Genomic DNA, 19,359 nt, shown 5'->3' with positions numbered 1-19,359 from the left:
CCTGCTTTTTTCCTTCCGCACAGAGGTTGAGTACCCGGCCAGGCGAGGGAGGGTTCGCCTCCAGGCTCGCGGAGCACTTTGAGGACTTGTCATCAATGGACGCAGACCCCAGATTGAGAAGCTTTGCTGCCCCCCCATCTCGGAGCCGAGATGACTGATGAGAAGCGGGCGCTGGCCCCTTCCGGGAACGCGCCGGAAGTACACACGCAGAATAATCCTTGCTCAGTGGATCCATCGCGGCTGCTCGTGGAGAGCGTCCGCGACTACGCCATCTTCATGCTCGACCCCCAGGGGAGGATCGCCAGCTGGAACCTGGGTGCGGAGCGCATCAATGGCTACCGGGCCGAGGAGGTGCTCGGGAAGCACTTCTCCCTGTTCTGCCCACCCGAGGAGGTGGTGTCGGGCAGGTGTGAGCGAGCGCTGGAGCTGGCCCTGGCCGAGGGCCGCTTCGAGGAGGAGGGCTGGCGCGTCCGCAAGGACGGGGTCCTGTACTGGGCCAACGTCATCATCACTCCCATCCGTGAGCACTCGGGCCAGCTGGTGGGCTTCTCGACGGTGGCGCGAGACCTGACGGAGCGGCGCAAGGCGGAGGAGCAGCTTCGCGAGAGTGAGCAGCGCTTCCGGCTGCTGCTGGGGAGCATCCGCGACTACGTCATCTTCATGCTCGACACCGAGGGCCGGGTCAGCACCTGGAACGCCGTGGCCGAGCACACCAAGGGCTATCGCGCCGAGGAGATCATCGGGCAGCACTTCTCGCGCTTCTACACGCCCGAGGATCGCCTCGCGGGCAGACCCCAGCGGCTGCTGCGTCAGGCCGTGGAGCAGGGCCGGGTCGAGGACGAGGGCTGGCGCCTGCGCAAGGACGGGACGCGGTTCTGGGCGGACGTCATCATCTCGGCGGTGCGAGATGCCTCCGGGACGCTGCGAGGCTTCTCGAAGGTCACCCGGGACCTCACGGAGCGCCGGCGGGCCCAGGAGCAGCTCCGCGTGAGCGAGGAGCGCTTCCGCCTCCTCATCTCGGGCGTGAAGGACTACGCCATCTTCATGTTGGACCCGCGCGGGTACGTGGTGACCTGGAACGAGGGCGCCGAGCGCATCAATGGCTACCGGGCCGAGGAGATCATCGGTCAGCGCTTCACCCGCTTCTACCCGGAGGAGGAAATCCTGGCCGGCAAGTGCGACCGCGAGCTCGAGGTGGCGCTGCGCGAGGGCCGCTTCGAGGAAGAGGGCTGGCGCCTGCGCAAGGACGGGACGCGGTTCTGGGCGAGCGTCGTGATTACGGCGATCCATGACTCGGCGGGTCGGCACAGTGGCTTCGCGAAGGTGACGCGCGACCTGACCGAACGCCGCAAGCTGGAGGAAGAGCGCGTGCGGGTGGCTCAGGCCCAGGAGGCGCTCCGCCTGCGGGACGAGTTCCTGTCCATCGCCTCCCACGAGCTCAAGACGCCGCTCACCGCGCTCCAGCTCCAGCTGCACAGCCTGCGCGACCGCGTCGAGGCGCTGGACGCGCGGGTGGTGAGCAAGGTGGACCGCGCGGCCCGGAGCAGCGAGCGCCTGAGCGCGCTCATCGAGGCGCTGCTGGACGTCTCGCGGATCGCCACCGGGCGCTTCGAGCTGAACCCGCAGCGCTTCGATCTCTCGGAGGCCGTGCGCGAGGCCGGCGAGCGCCTGCGCGAGGCCGCCACCCAGGCGGGCTGCGAGCTCTTGGTGAAGGTCCCGGAGTCGCTCTCGGGCAAGTGGGACCGCCTCCGCGTCGAGCAGGTGCTGACCAACCTGCTGTCGAATGCCATCAAGTACGCGGCCAATGCGCCCATCGAGGTGTCGCTCGTCCAGGAGGAGGACACCGCCGTCCTGGAGGTCAGTGACCGAGGACCTGGGATTCCCGAGGCGGACCTGTCGCGCATCTTCGAGCGGTTCGAGCGGGCCGCCGAGGTGCGCCACTACGGTGGACTGGGGCTTGGCCTCTACGTCGTCCGGGAGATCGTCAAGGCCCACGACGGGATGGTGACCGCGCACAACCGGCCGGGAGGAGGCGCCTGCTTCACGATCCGGTTGCCGCTCGCCCCCAGCGAGCGCGCGCAGGAGGAGCCCCCGAAGCCCGGGGCCCTGCACTGAGCGGGGTGTGCCTGGGCCTGACCCGCGTGGGCGTGGCGGCTAGGCGGGGGGCACCACGGCGTAGCGCGCGGCGCTCGCGCTGCGGAGGTAGAGCGCCACGAGGAGGCCCACCCCGCACACCGTCGCCACATAGTGGGCGGGCGCCAGGGGGCTCGACTTCATCATCAGGGTGACGACCAGGGGCGTCAGGCCGCCGAAGATGGCGTAGGCCACGTTGTACGAGAACGAGAGCCCCGAGAAGCGCACCGCCGCGGGGAAGGCGCGCACCATCACCGTGGGCACCACGCCCACCACGCCGACGCAGAACCCCACCAGCGCGTACAGGGGCGCGAGGTGCTCCGGCCTGGCGGCCACGCCCCGGTAGAACACGTAGGTCGTCACCAGCAGCACGGCGCAGCCAATGCCCAGCGCCCGAGCGGTGCCCAGGCGATCGGCGAGCATGCCAAAGGCGATGCAGCCCGCGGTGAGGCTGAGCGTGGCCAGGGTGTTGGCCTCCAGCGCCTGGGCGGGGGCGATGCCGTGGAGCTTCTGCACCAGTGTCGGCGTCATGAGGATGACCACCACGATGCCGGCGGTGAGCACCCAGGTGAGCAGCATGGACACCAGCACCGCCAGGCCATGGCCCCGCAGCGCGGCCTTGAGCGGCAGCTCCTGGACCAGCGCGCGGCGCTGGCGCATCTCCTCGAAGATGGGCGTCTCCGCCAGCCAGCGGCGCAGGAACACGGCCAGGAAGCCGAACACGCCCCCCACCAGGAAGGGGATGCGCCAGCCGAAGGCCAGCACCTGCTCCGGGGTGTAGAGCTTGTTGATCGCCGTCGCCACCAGCGAGCCCAGCAGGATGCCGAACGTCAGCCCGGAGGTGAGCGTGCCGCAGGCGAAGCCCACGCGGCGCTCGGGGACGTGCTCGGAGACGAAGACCCAGGCACCCGGCACCTCGCCGCCCACCGCCGCGCCCTGCAGCATTCGCAGCACGAGCAGGGCCAGGGGTGCCGCATAGCCGGCCGTGGCATAGGTGGGCAGCAAGCCGATCAACAGCGTCGGCACGGACATCATGAAGACGCTCAGCGTGAACATCCGCTTGCGGCCCGTGCGGTCACCGAAGTGCGCCATCACGATGCCACCCAGGGGACGGGCGAGGTAGCCGGCCGCGAACAAGCCAAAGGCCTGGAGCTGGCGCAGCCAGTCCTGGGTGTCGGGCGGAAAGAAGAGCTGGCCGATCACCGTCGTGAAGAACACGAAGATGATGAAGTCGTAGAACTCGAGCGCGCCGCCCAGCGCCGCCAGGGACAGCGTCTTGATGTCCTGCCGGTTGAGCGGGCGCTGCGAGGGGTGCTGCGTGGGCTCGGGGCTTGGAGGGCTCTGCATGGGGGGGACCTCCGTGGACGGCCTGCCAATTCTTTTGGACTTGCCATCATGGCACGCACACGCCGGCCATCGTACCTCTTCGCTGAAGGGACGCCGTCGCGGTCGAAATCAGAGGGCGTTATGGAGAGTGCATCATGGCTATCGCGCGTCAACAGCAAGGGGTGGAGCGTCGCCTGGAGCGAGTCATCGTCCTTCCGGAACCGATGCCGGGGCAGTTCGGGCCCGCGCATACGGTGATTCCCGTCATCTCGCATGCGGACTACGCCTTGTCCGATCCGTTCATCCTGTTGATGGACGACCGGATCGACGGCCAGCCGATTGGCGGGCCACATCCGCATGCCGGCTTCGAGACGGTGACCCTGGTGGTGAAGGGCGGGATGGTCCACGACAATGGGCGGCTGGGCGAGCGGGACGTGCAGTGGATGACGGCCGGCAGCGGGGTCATCCATGGCGAGGGATTGGAGAAGGCGGGCCAGGCGCGGATCCTCCAGCTCTGGCTGACGCTGCCCAAGGCGCAGCGCTGGGTCCCCTCTGGCTTCCAGGACATCCCCTACGAGCAGCTTCCGGTTCGGCGCGAGCCGGGGGTGGAGGTCCGGCTGTACAGCGGCAGCTCGGGATCGGTGCGCTCGGAGACGAAGAACTATGTGCCGGTCACCCTGGCCGAGTTCCAGTTCGAGCCGGGCGCGAGCATCGAGCAGGACTTGCCCCGCTCGTACAACGGCTTCTTCTACGTGCTGGAGGGAGAGATCGCGGTGGGCCCGGACGCCCGGGCGCTGAGGCCCGGAGAGGTGGGCTGGTTGGATCGTCCCGAGGGCGGTGGGGACAGCTCCATCCGCATCACCGGGACCACCCGGGCTCGGGCGCTGCTGTACGCCGGGCAGCCGCAGGGAGAGCCGCTGGTCAGCTATGGCCCGTTCATCGGAGACACCGAGGCCGACATCCTGAGGGTCATGGGCGAGTATCGCTCCGGCCTCTACGGCCCCCCACCAAGGCGGTAATGGGCACTGGGGTGGTGCGAGGGTTCACGCTAGGGTGTCGGCCGTGAGCCGCTAGAGCACCACCTCGAGGAGCCCTTCATGACCGCGCAGCAGCTCGTGCTCAGCCTCGTGCTCGCGGTCATGGTGTTCTCGGTGGCGCTGGAGCTGCGCGTCGAGGACTTCCAGCGCGTCGCGCGCATGCCTCGCGGCGTGCTCTGCGGGTTGATTCCGCAGTTCGTGCTGCTGCCGGTGTGTACCTGGGGCGCCACGCTGCTGCTCGAGCTGCCCCCCAGCACCGAGGCGGCGATGATCCTCGTCGCGGCCTGCCCGGGCGGGAGCCTCAGCAACATCATCACCCACCACGGGGGTGGGAACACCGCGCTCTCGGTCAGCATCTCGGCCGTGGCCAGCCTGCTCGCCCTGGTGCTCACCCCCTTCCACTTCAGCTGGATGATCGCCAACAACCCGGCCACCGCCTCGTGGCTGCGCGCGCTGGAGATCGATCCCTCCGGCATCTGGCTCAGCCTGCTGCTCATCCTCGCCGCGCCGATGACGCTGGGCCTGCTCTTCAATCACAGGCTGCCGGGCCTCACGGCGAGGCTCCAGAAGCCGCTGGCGAACCTCAGCCTGCTGGCCCTGCTGGCCTTCATCGTGCTCGGGTTGATCCGCGAACGCCACCTGCTGGGCGCGGGGATCCTTCCGCAGCTCGTGCTGGTGGTGCTGCACAACGCGGGGGGCCTCGCGCTCGGTGCGCTCACGGCGCTGGCCATGCGCGTGCCCGAGCGCGACCGTCGCGCGGTGATGCTCGAAGGCGGAATGCAGAACTCGGGGCTGGCGCTGGGCATCATCGCGGTGCAGTTCCATGCGGACCTGGGCATGGTGATCATCGCCAGCCTGTGGGGGATCTGGCACATCGTGTCCGGCTTGAGTCTGGCGTACCTGTGGAGGAGGAAAGATGCTCGATCTGCTGCTTGAGGGAGGCACCGTCATCGATGGCACGGGCGCGGAGCCTCGCACCGCCGATGTCGGCATTCGCGACGGGCGCATCGTCGAGGTGGGCCGCATCACCGAAGCGGCGCGAGAGCGCGTCGATGCCACGGGCGCCTGGGTGACTCCTGGCTTCATCGACATCCACACCCACTATGACGGCCAGGCGAGCTGGGATGAGACCTTCTCGCCGAGCATCCACCACGGGGTGACGACCGTCATGATGGGCAACTGCGGCGTCGGCTTCGCGCCGGTTCGCCCGGGTGGCCAGCAGCGGTTGATTCACCTGATGGAGGGCGTCGAGGACATTCCCGGCGCGGTGCTCGCCGAGGGCGTCCGGTGGGATTGGGAGAGCTTTCCTCGCTACATGGAGGCGCTCGCGGCGATTCCGCACAGCCTCGACTTCCTGGCGCAGGTGCCGCATGACCCGCTGCGCATCTATGTGATGGGCGAGCGCGCGGCGGCCAAGGAGGCGGCGACTCCCGAGGACATCGCCGCGATGCGCGGACTGCTGCGCGCCGCGCTCGAGGCCGGAGCCGCTGGCTTCAGCACGGGCCGGACGGACAACCACCGCACCGCCGAGGGGCTCGAGACACCTGCTTCGGAGGCGAGCGCCGCGGAGCTCGTCGGGCTTGCGCAGGCGTTCCAGGGGCTCTCGCACGGCGTCGTACAGGTCGTGAGCGACTTCGATCTGCTGCGAGACCCGGGCCGCTTCGGAGCCGAGTTCGACCTGGTCGAGCAGTTGGCTGGCGCCTCGGGTCGGCCGCTGTCGATGACGTGGCTGCAGCGTGACCCGGGCGGCGAGCAGTACGAGGCCATGCGGACGCGCGTCGAGGCGGCGGTCACTCGGGGGCTTCCGCTGTACTTGCAGGCCGCCGCGCGCGGCATTGGCGTGCTGCTCGGGCTGGATGCCAGCTTCCATCCCTTCATTGGCTTCCCGGGCTACAAGGAGCTCGCCGCGCTGCCGGTGGCGGAGCGTGCCGCGGCCCTGCGCGAGCCCGCCCGGCGCGCGCGCATCCTCGCCGAGCAGCCCGAGCGGTTGGCGGGGGATGGCACGCCGATTCCTCCGCTGGTGGATATCCTGCTCCGAAGCATCGAGCGGATCAGCGCGCGCATGTTCCCGCTGGGCGATCGGCTGAACTACGAGCCGACGCTCGCGGACTCGTTCCTGATGCTCGCGAAGCGCAGCGGGCAGCCGGTGCTGGCCGTGCTCTATGACTACCTCTGCGCGGGAGATGGCTCGAACCTGATCTACTTCCCGATCTTCAACTACAACTCGGGCTCGCTCGATGTGGTGCGGCGCATGCTCGACCACCCTCGGGTGCTCGCCGGACTGTCCGATGCGGGCGCGCACGTGGGCACGGTGTGCGACGCGAGCTTTTCGACGTTCCTGCTGACGTACTGGTCTCGGGATCGCGGGAGTGAGCGGCTCCCGCTGGAGCGCTCGATCGAGCTGATGACCTCACGCAATGCCCGCTACCTGGGGCTGTCCGACCGTGGGACGATCGCTCCTGGGTTGCGCGCGGACCTCAACCTGATTGATCCGCGTCGGCTCGCGCTCCGGCGGCCGGAGCTGCGGCGTGACCTGCCCGTCGGAGGCAAGCGCTTCGTGCAGACCGCTGACGGGTACCTGGCCACCTTTGTCGCTGGCCAGGCCGTGCAGCGCGATGGAGTCGTCACCCCCGAGCGTCCCGGCCGGCTGGTGCGGCTCGGGCACTCGAAGTAGGGGCGCGCCTGTCGCTCATGCCGGATGCAGCACGAGCGGCAGCGTGGCCATGCCCCGCACCACGAGCGTGCGGTGCCAGATGATCGGCTCGGAGCCCCGCTCCATCCGGCCGACCCGGTCCAGCATCGCCTCCAGCGCGAGGCGCCCTTCCATGCGCGCCAGCTGCGCGCCCAGGCAGAAGTGGACGCCATGGCCAAAGGGGAGGTTCTGCGGAGTCGGCCGCCCCATGTCGAAGCGGTCTCCGTCCGGGAAGTACGCGTCGTCATGGCAGGCCGAGCCGATCATCACCAGCAGGGGCGTGCCCTTGGGCAGGCGGACGCCTCCGAGCTCCACATCCTGGGTGGTCACCCGCGGGCCCGACTGGGCGGGCGGCTCGAAGCGCAACACCTCCTCGAGGAAGCTGGGGATGAGCGAGCGATCCGCGCGCAGCCGAGGGAGAAGCTCCGGGTGCTCCACCAGCACCAGCAGGGAGAAGGCCAACAAGTTCACCACCGTCTCGATGCCGCCCACCAGCAGCAGGCTCATGAAGGCGATGATCTCGTCCGTCGACAGGGCCTCGCCCTCCACGCGGGCGCGCACCAGGTCGCTCACCAGGTCCTCGCCGGGCTCGCTTCGGCGACGCTCCACCAACTCTCCGAAGGATTGCCGCAGCTCCTTCACGGCATCGCGCGCCAGTTGCTTGCGGTCCTCCTCGTCCGGCTTGACGGTGGTGACGCCGCCAGTGATGAGGTCCGCCCACCGCTTGAGCCGCGAGTGCATCGAGGGGTCGATGCCCATCAGGTCGCCGATGACGTAGGCGGGGATGCGCAGGGCGTAGCTCGGCATGAGGTCCACCGACTGCCCCAGGGGCAGCTCGGCCACGGCCTGCCGGGCGAAGGCCCGCACGCGGGGCTCCAGCCGGGCCATGGCGGAGGCTCCGAAGGCCCGAGCGACCAGCGTACGCAGGCGGCCGTGCTGGGGCGGGTCCATGGTGAGCATGGACTCGGAGAACGGATTGCCGCCGAGCCACGGCGGGTTGGTGGCCATCCGGAAACCCTGCGAGGAGAAGAGCTGAGGGTTCTTCAGCACATACATCACATCGTCGTAGCGCGTGACGGCCCACATGCCTCCCGGGTCTACCTGGCAGATAGGGCTCTCGCGACGCATCCGCGCATATGCTGGGTAGGGATTGGTTTTGATCTCGGGTGAAAGCAGGTTGGGGCGGGTGCTCATTCAGTGGGTTCTCGGTGGGGAATGACGAGACATGCTACCGCTGGGAGAGGGCACGCAGAGGGTTTATGGTGAGTGCCTCCCATGTCCTCCCTCGCCGCGCGGCTCGCCCAATCCACCCTCTCGCTGTGTCAGATCTCCAGCCCCATCGGGTACGAAGGCCCCCTCGCGGATCATGTGGAGCGCTGGGCCCGGGAGCGCTTCCGGCGGGAAGAGGTGTGCCGGGTCGGGCACTCGCTGGTGGTGGGGAAGCTGGAGGACTCGCGGCCCACGGTGGCGCTGGTGGGACACCTGGACACCGTGCCCGCGCACCCGCTTGACGGCCCGGCGCGCATCGACGGCGAGCGTGTCTTCGGGCTCGGCGCCTCGGACATGAAGGGCGGGCTGGCGGTGATGATGGCGCTGGCCGAGGACCTGCCGCTCGACACCTTGCCGGTGAATCTGGCGCTCATCCTCTATGAGAAGGAGGAGGGCCCCTACTTGGAGAGCGGGCTGGGGCCGCTGTTCGAGAAGTGTCCCGAGCTGCGGAACATCCGCTTTGGCATCGCCATGGAGCCGACGGACGGGGTGGTGCAGGTGGGGTGCGTGGGCACGCTGCATGCGACGCTGAAGTTCTCCGGGCGCAGCGCGCACTCGGCGCGGCCGTGGCAAGGGGAGAACGCCATCCACAAGGCGGGGCCGCTGCTGACGCAGCTCATGGAGCGCCAGCGCGTGGAGGTAATACACGCGGGCTTCCCCTTCTTCGAGGTGATGAGCGCGACGCTGGCTCACGGCGGCCGGGCGCGCAACGTGGTGCCGGACACGCTGGAGCTCAACCTCAACTACCGCTTCGCGCCGGGCAAGTCGGTGGAGCAGGCACAGGCGGACGTGCGGACGCTGGTGGCGGGACGGGCGGAGGTGTCCTTCACGGACCTGTCGCCGAGCGGGCGGGTGTGCGCGGACAATGCGCTGTACCGGCGGCTGCTGGCGGTGACGGGGCTGCCGGCCGCCTCGAAGCAGGCGTGGACGGACGTGGCGCGCTTGGGTGAGTGGGGCGTGGACGCGGTGAACTACGGGCCCGGAGAGACAGCCCAGGCCCACCAGGCCAACGAGAGCGCTCCCATCCCCGCGCTGGCGGTGGCGTACGAGAAGCTCGCGACGTTCCTGGGCGGCGCGGAGTAGGGCGGGAGTTCAGTCGAGGAAGCGGCGTTCCCAGCGAAGCTTCTCGTCTGGGAGAAGGTCGGGGTCGAAGATCTTCTCCTCGTGGTAGAGCCAGGGTTCTAGGACCCGTGCCAGCTCTCGGAAGGCGGGGAGCGTCTGTCCCTGCTCCGTGTCCCCAGCCTCTGGTCCGGGGCCCAGGGTGACGACTGCACGATCCTCGCTCAGTTCTTGGACCGTGGTACCAGGCTCATGGAGACGTGCTCTCAACCCTGCCGCGCCGCCCAATGCCCCCAGCACGGGTTGGCCCAGGAACGTCAGCCAATGCACCCCCCAGAGCCGGGTCCCCAACCTCAGCCCGATGGAGCCCTCCTCCGGCAGGTCCATGCCCGGATAGCGGAGGCTCTGCTGGTGTACCTCACGCTTTACACCGGGAAGATCGAGGTCGCCGTTGAAGGACAGGCCTGCGTGACCCGAGCAGAAGGGCAGGGGGGCGGCCAATGCCAGCGCCAGAGCACGTACCCGTGCCGCCCCATGCTCCTCCAGGAACTCCGTGGGGAGCCAGAAGCGTGCGACGCAGACCACGTCTGGGCTCGGTTCCCCGGAGAGATCGACGAGCGGCCTGCCGTGGTACAGGAAGCGATATCCGCAGTCGGTGAGAGAAGCATCCCGCAGACGGATGAGGGCTCCCCGGCGTCGGAGCACTTTGTCCCGAGTGAGCTGCCAGCCAGCCGCATCGAGGGGCCGATACTCCCCTTCATCCGTTGCGTACCAGCCCAGGGCTTGGGGACCTACTGAATCCAGGTAGGACTCCAGTGAGCGGAGGACGCCTTGCGCCAGCTCCACATGGGGGCGTCGCATGTAGAAGTTGAAGCTCAGGCCTTCACGCACCAGGAGGCCACCGTTCCGTGCATAAACCCGAACTCTCGGGCCATGCTCATTCATGGAAGGATTCCCCAATGAGGCATGACGCGGAACGCCCTGGCCCGCAGGAGCTCCTCGTACACTTCTTTCTGTGAGGAGAATTCATAGGGGTGCCCCTCTGGGTATTCCCTCCAGTCCGCCTTGCCATTGTGCATGCAGGCGAACTTGAAGTCATAGATGCCTTGGGCGTGGAGCGGATCACCCAGGTGGATGACAAGATCTGGCTGGATGGAGCCTCTCAACTCCGCACCCCGTCCCTGCTGTAGCAAGGCCTTCACTTCCTCGGGGCTGAGCCACTCCAACTGTCGTGTCTTCGGGTTGTGCCAGTAGCGAGGCTCGAGGCTGAAGCGGCCGCTCATGAATGCGTTCAGCTTCTCCTCCACACATCGCAGCGCGACTCGATGCATCTGCTCACCCAGCCACATGGCCCGTGTGACCGGCTGACCGTCTGGCCGGGTCATCAAGGTCTCGGTGCATTCCTCGTACGTCGGGCTCCTGCCGTTCATGTGCTCGACGAGCACACTCGCGCGGGCGTCGTCGGCGCACTCTTTCAAGGCTGCTTCGAGGCGGCCCTTGAGCGCTGCATCGACAACGTGTCGGGCGCCGGCTGCCCTTGTCCCAAGAGTGGCTGCGAGCCTCGCGGCTGCAGGCATCGGGACCGCCGCGTCTTCGCCCGCCGTCGCGGTGCAGAGCGCTGGATTCTGGCGGCAGGAGGTCGTTACCGAGTCCAGGCTTTGTGCATAGTGGCGCGGGGCTCTACGGCTCTCGGCTCCCGCGCTACAGGCTACGAGCCATCCGCTGGTAAGGAGCACCACCCACCGTGGGATTCGCGCCCCCATCCCGTACGTCATCTTGGCTCCCTGGATGCCGCTGGGGGCTTGCGCCAGCGCGAGGCCAGGGCCAGCAGTACTCCGCACAGCAGCGCCGTGCCCGCGCCCAGCAGTCGCGGTGTGAGCTGCTCTCCGAGCAGCAGCACTCCGCCCGTCGCCGCGAGCACTGGCACCGAGAGCTGTACGATGGCCGCGCGCGTCGCCGTCAGGTGCGGCAGCGCCGCGTACCACAGGCTGTAGCCCACTCCCGAGGCCAGCGCCCCCGAGGCCACCGCCAGGACTGCGCCCCGCATCATTATATGCGGGGTTCCCTGCATCCCCGCGCTCACCCCCGACAGCACCAACGCCATCGGCACGCTGAGCAGGAAGTTGTGCGCCGTGGCCGCCAGCGGATGGGTGCTCCCGCGCCCGCGCAGCGAGTAGACGCCCCACGCCACCCCCGCCCCCGCCATCAGCGCCGCGCCCGTGAAGTCCGGCGCCGTGGCCCCGGGCGCCGTCAGCCCCATCAGCCCTCCGAGCGCCAGCAGCAGCCCCGCCCACTCCAGGGGCTTGGGTCGCTCGCCTCGCACCAGCCCCGTGCCCAGCATCGTCGTCTGCACGCACCCGAAGAGCAGCAGCGCGCCCACCCCCGCCGGGATGCGCACGTACGCCAGTGAGAAGCCCGCCGCGTACGTGAACAGCGCCAGCGCCGAGCCCCAGGAGCCGCCCTGGTAGCGCCCCGCGCGCAGGCGCAGCAGCACGCCCAGCACTAGCGCCCCCGACAGCAGCCGCACCGAGGTGAAGCTCGCCGCGTCGATGAGCCGCCCGCCTCCCGCCAGCGCCGCACGGCACAGCAGCGAGTTGGCCGCGAACCCTCCCAGCGCCAGCACTGTCAGCAGGGCCGTCCGCATCCCGGCGCTACCTCCAGAAGCCGATCGACACGCCCACGTTGGCGTAGCGCCGCGCCACATCGAACGAGGTGCTGATGGCCCAGTCCTCCCAGTAGCGGAAGAGGAACACCTCGAAGCCGCCCGTCAGGTGCGGCCGGGGCACCTGCCCCTCGAAGGATGAGGGCTCCACGAAGACGCCCAGCCGCGTCCGGATGCGGCCCGGCCATGTGTCGTGCTCGGCGCCCAGGTGCGGCTGGATGAGCACCGTGCGTCCCACCGCCTCCGGTTCGTTGAACGTCGTCGCCGAGCGCAGCGCCACCGCGTTCTCCACGCTGGAGATGAAGTCCACCTGTCCCGAGACGAGGAACGTCCCCACCGGCGCGTCCGGAGTCCCCTCCGCCGGCACGTTCGGCGCCCCGTCGGCCAGCAGTTGCCGGCGCGCCGCCGGAGAGAGGCGGTTGTAGCGCTCGGCGCCCTCTCCGAAGCGGTAGCTCACCCCCATCGACAGCAGCGCGGGTGACACCACGCCCGAGTAGATGGGCCGCCCCGCCAGCACGGGCTCCTGGCCGTCCTTGCGCTGCCAGCCGCCCACCACCTGCGGCCGCACCGCGATGCCGACGCGGTAGGGCCGCATCTGCGGCCGGAACAGCAGGTCCAACGACAGGCCCGTGCCGCCGTAGCGCCACTCCTCCCCCTGGTACTTCAGCGTCGCCTGCGCCGAGTAGATGCCCAGCGAGACGATGAACTCGTCCTGCCCGAAGGCCATCGCCCCCGCCAGCGCCGACTGGGTGACGCCCACCGAGATGTGGTCCTCCTCGCGGCACGCCTCCGTGGCGCAGTAGCTCACCGTGCGGCTGCGCAGGAACGTCCCCAGGCCATAGTGCTTGTACTGGAGCAGCAACCCGAAGAGCACCTGCGAGCTGCCCGGCGCCTCGTCCGGCAGGCCGTCATTGTCCAGGTCCTGCCCCCGCCGGCTGGAGAGCGGCAGGTCCAACCAGGAGAAGGTGACGCCCACGTCCCAGTCCCGGTCCAGGTCCGGCGCCCGGTGCGCCAGCGCCGACAGGTTGCTGGCGAAGCCCGCCGTGCCCTCGGCGATGCCCGTGAAGGAGCCGCCCATGGCCACCATTCGCGTGGAGCCTTGCAGCACGCCCGAGCTCACGTAGAGCCGCTCCTGCCGGGGTTCCGGCGCGGGCTCCTCTTGCGCTCGGACGCGCGGGGCCACGGCGAGCGTGGCGGCGAAGGTCAGCAGGACCAGGGTTCTCATAGGGGAGACGTCCTCTGGCGCCCGTTACTTGCCCGCTCCCGAGCCGAAGAGCCCGTCCGCCTCGGCCGCCAGCTTCGTGTCCCGCCACGTCAGCCCTCCGGCGTCATGCGTGACGAGCGCCAGCGTCACCTTGCGCCAGCGGATGTCGATGTCCGGGTGGTGGTCGGCCGCCTCCGCCGCTCGCGCCACGCGCTCCACGAAGGCGATGCCCTCCAGGAAGGCGGGGAACTCGTAGGTGCGGCGGAGCATCCCTCCCTCGTGCTTCCATTCGGAGTGCTCGGAGAGGAACGTCTGGAGCGCCTCGGTGGTGAGCAGCGTGCGGTCGTAGGCCATAGGGGCCCTTCTTACCTCTGGACGGGCGGGAAGGGGCCCCCAACGCGCGAACCCGTCATGGGGTGGACGGCCGAAGCCGGATGCGGGTGCCCGGCTCCGTGCTCCCATTCGGCGCACTGCTCCAGAAGAGGTTCGTCGAAGCCTGGGGCTCGATGCTCTCCGCGTCCAGGTGCTCGAGGTACACCTCGCCCCGCTCCGGCGAGTACACCGGCACCCCGGTACGGGCGGGGATTCCCCGCAGCGGGAAGCCCATCCCCAGGACGGGGACGGTCGAGGTCCTGTCCATCCGCTGGACAATGAGGGGCAGGGTCTCGTCCAGGAAGAGTGAGCCCCGGGGCTCCAACTGGCTTCCGGTCCACTCCAGGCGGTGCAGGCTCAGCAAGAGGGACGTCGTCGGAGAGGGCTCTCCCATCCACAGGACGGAGCCCTCGAACCCCATCAAGGAGCCGGAGAGTATCTGGCAGGGCTCCTGCGTGAGGGCGATGCGGTCGGCCTCCAACTGGTAGGCGCACAGGCTCAGGCGATTTCCAAGCGCGGGCCTGTAGCCAATCACGGCCAGCCGGTCCCCGGTGCGCAGCAGCAGGCCGAGGGACGCCGTGGCGCCCGAGCTGGGATCCGCGCCTCCCCAGTCCGTGGACGCCGTGAGCACCAGCGTCGTGCCATCGAAGCGCAGGCGCTGGAGTCTCTGGTTATGCAGCACCACCAGCTCTTCGTCGGTGGCCAGCAGGGCCTTGGGCGGGCCCTCGAAGTGAGGCTGCACGGCCGTGAGCTCGAGCTGGTCGCCGCGGTCCACATAGCGCCGCGTCTCCTGTTCGTTCACCACCCACACCACGTCTCCTGAGACCGCCTGCCTTCCGTCGGGCAGCGTCTGCTTCGTGATTCCCTCTCGGAAGACCCGGGTGTCGCAGAGCCATGCGCCACGGGCCGTGCGCTCCAGCGTGCGGCAGGCGTCGGGCACGCGCTCCAGCGTGGACTCGCGGGTGCGATCCTTCGCGACCTGGAGGTCGAACTGCTGGAGGCCTCCCACCGGCTCGAACGCGACGAGCATGTGGTGGCGCCCCGGAGTCTCCGGGGTGAGCCGCAACGTGGCGGGGACGCCGGAGGACGAGCCCAGCAAGGCCTCGTTGGGAACCGGCTGCCCATCCGGTCCCGAGACCTCGGCCGTGAAGCGCGTGGGGACGACACCCTCGGGAACGCACCCGCCGTTGTCGAAGGGGTAGAGGGAGATGTCCACCCGTTCGCCCGTCACCAGCAGCCCGAAGGGGGGCCTGCCGGTGGAGTCGTTGGGGACACACGGCTCCTCCGAGCAGGCGCACAGTCCGAGCAGGAACAGGAGCGCTGGGAGGAGAGAGGGGGGTTGGCGCATGGAGGGCTCCTCGACTCACGGAGTGGTCGGCCGGATACGAATGTCCAGCACCGTGCCGGTGCCGTTGAGCTCCCAGATCAGGCGCGGGCTGGCGAAGGGCTCCTCGAACTCCTCACCCAGGTACTCCAGGAAGATGGCGTGCCGCTCGGGGGAGTAGACGGGCACGGCGGTGAGGGAGGGGGTTCCAAAGGCGGAGTTCCTGGACAGGAGGCTGGGCACGGCCGACAGGCGGTTGGAGAGCGGCGGCGCGTTCAGGGCGAGGTTGGAGCCCAGCGGGAGAAAGGCCTGCTCCACGAGCCCCGTCTCCGTCCACTCCAGGTAGCGCAGGTTGGTGAACTCGGTGTCCGAGAAGGTCCGCGGATCCGCCGTCCACACGCCCCCGGTTTCGAGGCCCACCAGGGTCGTGGTGAACGTCTCACAGGGGTCGACGTTGCGCACGAAGTGCCCGGCGATGAGCTGGTACGGGCACACCAGGTTGAGGGGGACGCCGGTGGTGGGGTCCGTGGAGGCCCGGGTGAGCAGGCCCAGCCAGTCCCCCCTGCGCAGCAGCGCGCCCCGGGGGCCCGGGGAGGTGACGGGGCCCGGGCTCGGAGTCAAGGAGGTGGAGCCCGTGGAGACCAGCGCCGTCCCATCGAAGGTGACGCGCTGCAAGGCATTGAAGTACAGCAACACCAGCTCGTTGGCGGTGCCCAGGAGGAACTCGGCCGAGCCCAGGGTGTGCTGCAGGCTGGCGGTGAGCCGCAGCTCCGTGCCCGTGTCCACGTAGCGCTGGATCTGCGCGAAATCCACCCGCCACACCACGTCTCCGGCGACGAGCAGCCGGGAGTTGGCCATGCGCTGCTCCACGACGCCGTCGCGGATGATGTCGGTGTCACATACCCAGGCGCCGCGGTCGGTGCGCTCCAGGGAGTTGCACTGCTTGGACAGCGTGTGGGCGGGGGCCTCGGTGGAGCGATTCCTGACGGCGTAGACTTCGAACTGGTGGATGCCGCCCACCGGCTCGAAGGCGACGAAGAGGTGGTGGCGGCCGGGCTCCAGGGGCGTGAACTGGATGCTGGCCAGCCCCGTGGCTGGCCGCCCCAGGGAGGCCTGGCTCTCCACGGGCTGGTTGTTCGGATCGGAGACCTCGACCGAGAGGCGCGTGGGTCCATCGTCCAGCTCCCCCTCGCAAGTGGGCTGGAGGGCCGGAGGCAGGCGCAGGTGCGCCGGCTCATCGACCAGGACCAGTCCCGGCTGGTTCGTCACCGTGGGAGGGAGCCCGATGAAGCAGGAGTTGTTGCTGGGGCACCCGGAGAGCCCGAGCAGGGCCACGGGCAGGAGACAGAAGCGAAGGGGTGTCATGTGAGGGAACTCCGCCGCCGCGCATCCGGCCCGGTGAGGCGCGGCGGTTGGTGCCGGGATTTCAGCGCCTCTTGGGCCGCTGGGGAAGCCCCGAGCGCCCGGAACGCTCAAGGACTGGACGGTCGGAGGAGCAGCTGCGTCTGGGAACCCGAGGCAGGCGGCGCTCCCCGGCCCCAATAGAAGGAGGGGGAGGCGGAGAGCTCGAGGAGCGTGGAGTCCAGGTGCTCCAGCGAGAGGCGCTGGCGCTCGGCGGACCAGGTCACCACGGCGGGGAAGGGCGCGGGCGGGGTGTCAGAGGGCACGGAGCTGACCACGGGGACGGCCGTGGGGCGCAGGAGCGTTGTCTCGACGAGGCGGATCTGCGAGCCCAGGGCCAGCGCGCTCTGCTCCTGGAGCCGGCCCGCCGTCCACGTCCACCGGTGGATGCCTCCGCCCGAGAGTCGCGTGGGCGGATCGGCGGTCCACAACACCGAGGGCTCGAAGCCGACCACGTGGCCGGAGATCAGCTGGCACTGCGTCGGGAGGCGCGCGGGGCCACTGGGGGCGAGCAGGATCGGGCACACCTGGAGGTCCGTGCCCGTGGCCGTTTCGGCGCGGCTGACGAGGGCCACGTGCTCTCCGTCGCGCAGCAGGACTCCGCGAGAGGCGCGGGGGCCGACCGTGGCGGCGGGTAAGGGCACCACGGTCGAGGGAGAGCGCAGCCCGCTCCGGGCGACGATCTGCATGAGCTCCGAACCGTGCAGGAGCAGCAGCTCGTCGGGCGTCGCCAGCAGGAACTCGGTGGAGCGAGAGGTGTAGCCCACGGAGTGGCTCTGCCAGAACTCCGTGGGCGTCTCGTGGAAGCGCCGGGCCAGTGTCTCGGTCACCACCCACACCACGTCGTCCGCGACGGCCAGTCGGGCGCCCTCGAACTGCGCCACGACCATGCCATCCCGGATGAGGGTGCTGCCACACGCCCAGGTGCCGAGGCGGGTGCGCTCGAGGCTGGTACACGTCGACGGCAGCGTGAGGCGGGTGGCCTCGGCGGAGCGGTCGGCGGCCGCGTGGAGATCGAACTGCTGGAGGCCCCCCACCGGGGCGAAGGCGATGAGGAGGTGGTAGGGGCCGGGCTGCGGCGGGGTGAAGCGGAGCCGCGTGCTCGCGGTCGGCCCGCTGAACGTGAGCTCGCTGGGGACCAGCGCCCCGTCCGGGCCGTAGACCTCGGAGGTGGCCGAGGAGGCCTGGCTCCCGCTCCCACACCCACCGAGGTGGGCGGGCGGCAGGGACAGCGTCGCGGGCTGGCCGGCCATCAGGATCCCCGGCATGTTCAAGAGGACCGTGGGCTGCGGAGCGACACACTCCACGTCGCAGTCCAGGCACTCCTCGGAACACCCCGGGAGCCCGAGCAGCGCGACGAGGAAGAGGAGGGCGCGGGCGGGCCTCATCTCACGCGCGCTCCACCGCGCGCTTCCACTTGGCCAGGTGCCGCTCGCGCACCGGGGGCTTCATCTTCGGCTTGAAGGTGCGCTCGGCCTTCCACGCGCCGCGGATGGCCTCCGGGCTGCTCCAGACTCCGGCGCCCAGGCCGCCGAGGAAGGCCGCGCCCAGGCTCGTCGTCTCCAGGTTGCGCGGGCGCACCACGGGGGTGTTCAGCACATCGGCCTGGTACTGCATGAGCAGGTTGTTGGCCGCCGCGCCTCCGTCCACCTTGAAGGCGGGGATGGGCCGGCCGCTGTCGTGGCGCATCGCATCCGCCAGGTCGTGGATTTGAAGGGCGATGCCCTCCAGCACCGCGCGCGCCAGGTGCGCCACCGTGGTGGAGCGGTCGATGCCCGCGAACAGGCCCCGGGCCTCCGGCCGCCAGTGCGGCGCGCCCAGGCCCGCCAGCGCGGGGACGAAGACGACGTCCCCGGAGTCCTTCACGCTCTCGGCCAGGGCCTCGATGTCCGGGGCACGCTTGATGACCTTGAGCCCGTCACGGAGCCACTGCACGGCGGCGCCGGCGATGAAGGAGCTGCCCTCCAGCGCGTAGGTGGTCTTCTCGCCCAGGCGCCACGCCACGGTGGTGAGCAGCCCCGCCGTGGAGCGCACCGGGCTTTCGCCCGTGTTCATCAGCAGGAAGGCGCCGGTGCCGTAGGTACACTTGGACTCGCCAGGCTCGAAGCACGCCTGCCCGAAGAGGGCGGCCTGCTGGTCTCCCGCCATGCCCGAGACGGGGATGCCATCCGGCAGGCTCTTGAGCCCCCGCGTAGTGCCATACACCTCCGCCGAGCCGCGAATCTGCGGCAGGCACGCGGCCGGCACGCCCAGCAGCGAGCGCAGCTCGTCGTCCCAGAGCAGGGTGCGCAGGTCCATCAGCAGCGTGCGGCTGGCGTTGGACACGTCGGTGACGTGGGCCTGGCCGCCGGTGAGCTTGTAGACGAGCCAGGTGTCGATGGTGCCGAAGCACACATCCCCCTTCTCCGCGCGGGCGCGGGCGCCCTTGAGGTGCTCGAACATCCACGTGAGCTTGGTGCCGGAGAAGTACGGGTCCAGCACCAGCCCCGTCACCTCGCGCACGCGGTTCTCCAGGCCCTTGGCCTTGAGCTGCTGGCAGATGTCGGCGGTGCGCCGGTCCTGCCAGACGATGGCGCGGCCCAGGGGCTTGCCCGTGCCGCGCATCCACAGGCCCGTCGTCTCGCGCTGGTTGGTGATGCCCACCGCGGCGATGTCGGTGCCCTTGAGCCCCGCGTCCTTGAGCGCCCGGGCGATGCAGTACTCGCTGGAGGCCCAGATCTCCTCCAGGTCGTGCTCCACCCAGGAGGGCTTGGGGAAGTGCTGGGTGAACTCGCGGTAGGCGCGGCCCGCCACCTGGAGTCTGGCATCGAGGATGGTGACGTGCGTGCCGGTGGTGCCCTGGTCGAGTGCCAGGACGTGCTTCGCCTTTGCCATATGTCC

16 protein-coding genes are annotated in these 19,359 nt (G+C 69.7%); 5 read left to right on the top strand and 11 right to left on the bottom strand.

All coding sequences use genetic code 11. From position 1 onward, the window contains the following. The first annotated feature begins 150 nt into the window (after positions 1-150). Complete coding sequence (locus tag SYV04_RS15460) at positions 151-2,115, top strand: sensor histidine kinase (RefSeq protein ID WP_321546522.1); 1,965 nt, start codon at positions 151-153, stop codon at positions 2,113-2,115. A gap of 39 nt (positions 2,116-2,154) precedes the next feature. On the opposite strand, the gene SYV04_RS15455 is transcribed toward SYV04_RS15460, so the two are convergent. Further along, entirely contained in the window at positions 2,155-3,480 is a 1,326-nt protein-coding gene (locus tag SYV04_RS15455) for an MFS transporter (protein WP_321546521.1), read from the bottom strand. Positions 3,481-3,614: 134 nt separating this feature from the next. Here SYV04_RS15455 and SYV04_RS15450 point away from each other — a divergent pair, with 134 nt between their 5' ends. The 3 genes from SYV04_RS15450 (at position 3,615) to SYV04_RS15440 (ending at position 7,170) form a co-directional block, all read left to right on the top strand. After that, entirely contained in the window at positions 3,615-4,478 is an 864-nt protein-coding gene (locus SYV04_RS15450; RefSeq protein ID WP_321546520.1) for a pirin family protein, read from the top strand. 78 nt (positions 4,479-4,556) lie between these two features. Beyond that, positions 4,557-5,432 carry a bile acid:sodium symporter family protein gene (locus tag SYV04_RS15445; protein WP_321546519.1) on the top strand — a complete coding sequence of 292 codons (876 nt, stop codon included), beginning with the start codon at positions 4,557-4,559 and terminating at the stop codon, positions 5,430-5,432. Beyond that, on the top strand, positions 5,413-7,170 hold the full coding sequence (locus SYV04_RS15440) for an N-acyl-D-amino-acid deacylase family protein (protein ID WP_321546518.1): 1,758 nt from the start codon (positions 5,413-5,415) through the stop codon (positions 7,168-7,170). The genes SYV04_RS15445 and SYV04_RS15440 overlap by 20 nt, the downstream gene beginning before the upstream one ends. 15 nt (positions 7,171-7,185) lie before the next feature. Here SYV04_RS15440 and SYV04_RS15435 read toward each other — a convergent pair whose 3' ends face one another. Beyond that, the gene (locus SYV04_RS15435; RefSeq protein WP_321546517.1) at positions 7,186-8,274 is read right to left on the bottom strand and encodes a cytochrome P450; all 1,089 of its coding nucleotides are present in this window, start codon (positions 8,272-8,274) and stop codon (positions 7,186-7,188) included. A 189-nt stretch (positions 8,275-8,463) separates the two neighbouring features. Here SYV04_RS15435 and dapE point away from each other — a divergent pair, with 189 nt between their 5' ends. Then, positions 8,464-9,540 (top strand): succinyl-diaminopimelate desuccinylase, encoded by a 1,077-nt coding sequence (gene dapE, locus SYV04_RS15430; protein ID WP_321546516.1) that lies wholly within the window; start codon positions 8,464-8,466, stop codon positions 9,538-9,540. A 9-nt stretch (positions 9,541-9,549) separates the two neighbouring features. Here the strand turns inward: dapE and SYV04_RS15425 are convergent, their stop codons facing one another. The 9 genes from SYV04_RS15425 to glpK all read right to left on the bottom strand — a co-directional run bounded on the left by SYV04_RS15425 (position 9,550) and on the right by glpK (position 19,353). After that, entirely contained in the window at positions 9,550-10,407 is an 858-nt protein-coding gene (locus tag SYV04_RS15425) for a type VI immunity family protein (RefSeq protein ID WP_321546515.1), read from the bottom strand. A 50-nt stretch (positions 10,408-10,457) separates the two neighbouring features. Continuing rightward, positions 10,458-11,093, bottom strand: a complete 636-nt coding sequence (locus SYV04_RS15420) for a hypothetical protein (RefSeq protein ID WP_321546514.1) — start codon at positions 11,091-11,093, stop codon at positions 10,458-10,460. A 194-nt stretch (positions 11,094-11,287) separates the two neighbouring features. Beyond that, on the bottom strand, positions 11,288-12,160 hold the full coding sequence (locus SYV04_RS15415) for a DMT family transporter (RefSeq protein ID WP_321546513.1): 873 nt from the start codon (positions 12,158-12,160) through the stop codon (positions 11,288-11,290). 7 nt (positions 12,161-12,167) lie between these two features. After that, entirely contained in the window at positions 12,168-13,403 is a 1,236-nt protein-coding gene (locus SYV04_RS15410) for a hypothetical protein (RefSeq protein ID WP_321546512.1), read from the bottom strand. 24 nt (positions 13,404-13,427) lie between these two features. After that, a complete protein-coding gene (locus SYV04_RS15405; protein ID WP_321546511.1) occupies positions 13,428-13,736 on the bottom strand; it encodes a 4a-hydroxytetrahydrobiopterin dehydratase in 309 nt (102 codons plus the stop codon). Positions 13,737-13,791: 55 nt separating this feature from the next. Next, the gene (locus SYV04_RS15400) at positions 13,792-15,102 is read right to left on the bottom strand and encodes a hypothetical protein (RefSeq protein ID WP_321546510.1); all 1,311 of its coding nucleotides are present in this window, start codon (positions 15,100-15,102) and stop codon (positions 13,792-13,794) included. 15 nt (positions 15,103-15,117) lie between these two features. Then, the gene (locus SYV04_RS15395; protein ID WP_321546509.1) at positions 15,118-16,443 is read right to left on the bottom strand and encodes a hypothetical protein; all 1,326 of its coding nucleotides are present in this window, start codon (positions 16,441-16,443) and stop codon (positions 15,118-15,120) included. A gap of 107 nt (positions 16,444-16,550) precedes the next feature. After that, positions 16,551-17,867, bottom strand: coding sequence for a hypothetical protein (locus SYV04_RS15390; RefSeq protein ID WP_321546508.1), 1,317 nt, complete (start codon positions 17,865-17,867; stop codon positions 16,551-16,553). Between the two features lies 1 nt (position 17,868). After that, the gene (gene glpK, locus SYV04_RS15385; protein ID WP_321546507.1) at positions 17,869-19,353 is read right to left on the bottom strand and encodes a glycerol kinase GlpK; all 1,485 of its coding nucleotides are present in this window, start codon (positions 19,351-19,353) and stop codon (positions 17,869-17,871) included. Between the last annotated feature and the right edge of the window lie 6 nt (positions 19,354-19,359).

This window comes from Hyalangium ruber, from assembly GCF_034259325.1.
Classification (GTDB): domain Bacteria; phylum Myxococcota; class Myxococcia; order Myxococcales; family Myxococcaceae; genus Hyalangium_A; species Hyalangium_A rubrum.
This window is presented reverse-complemented; position numbering and strand designations above follow the sequence as displayed.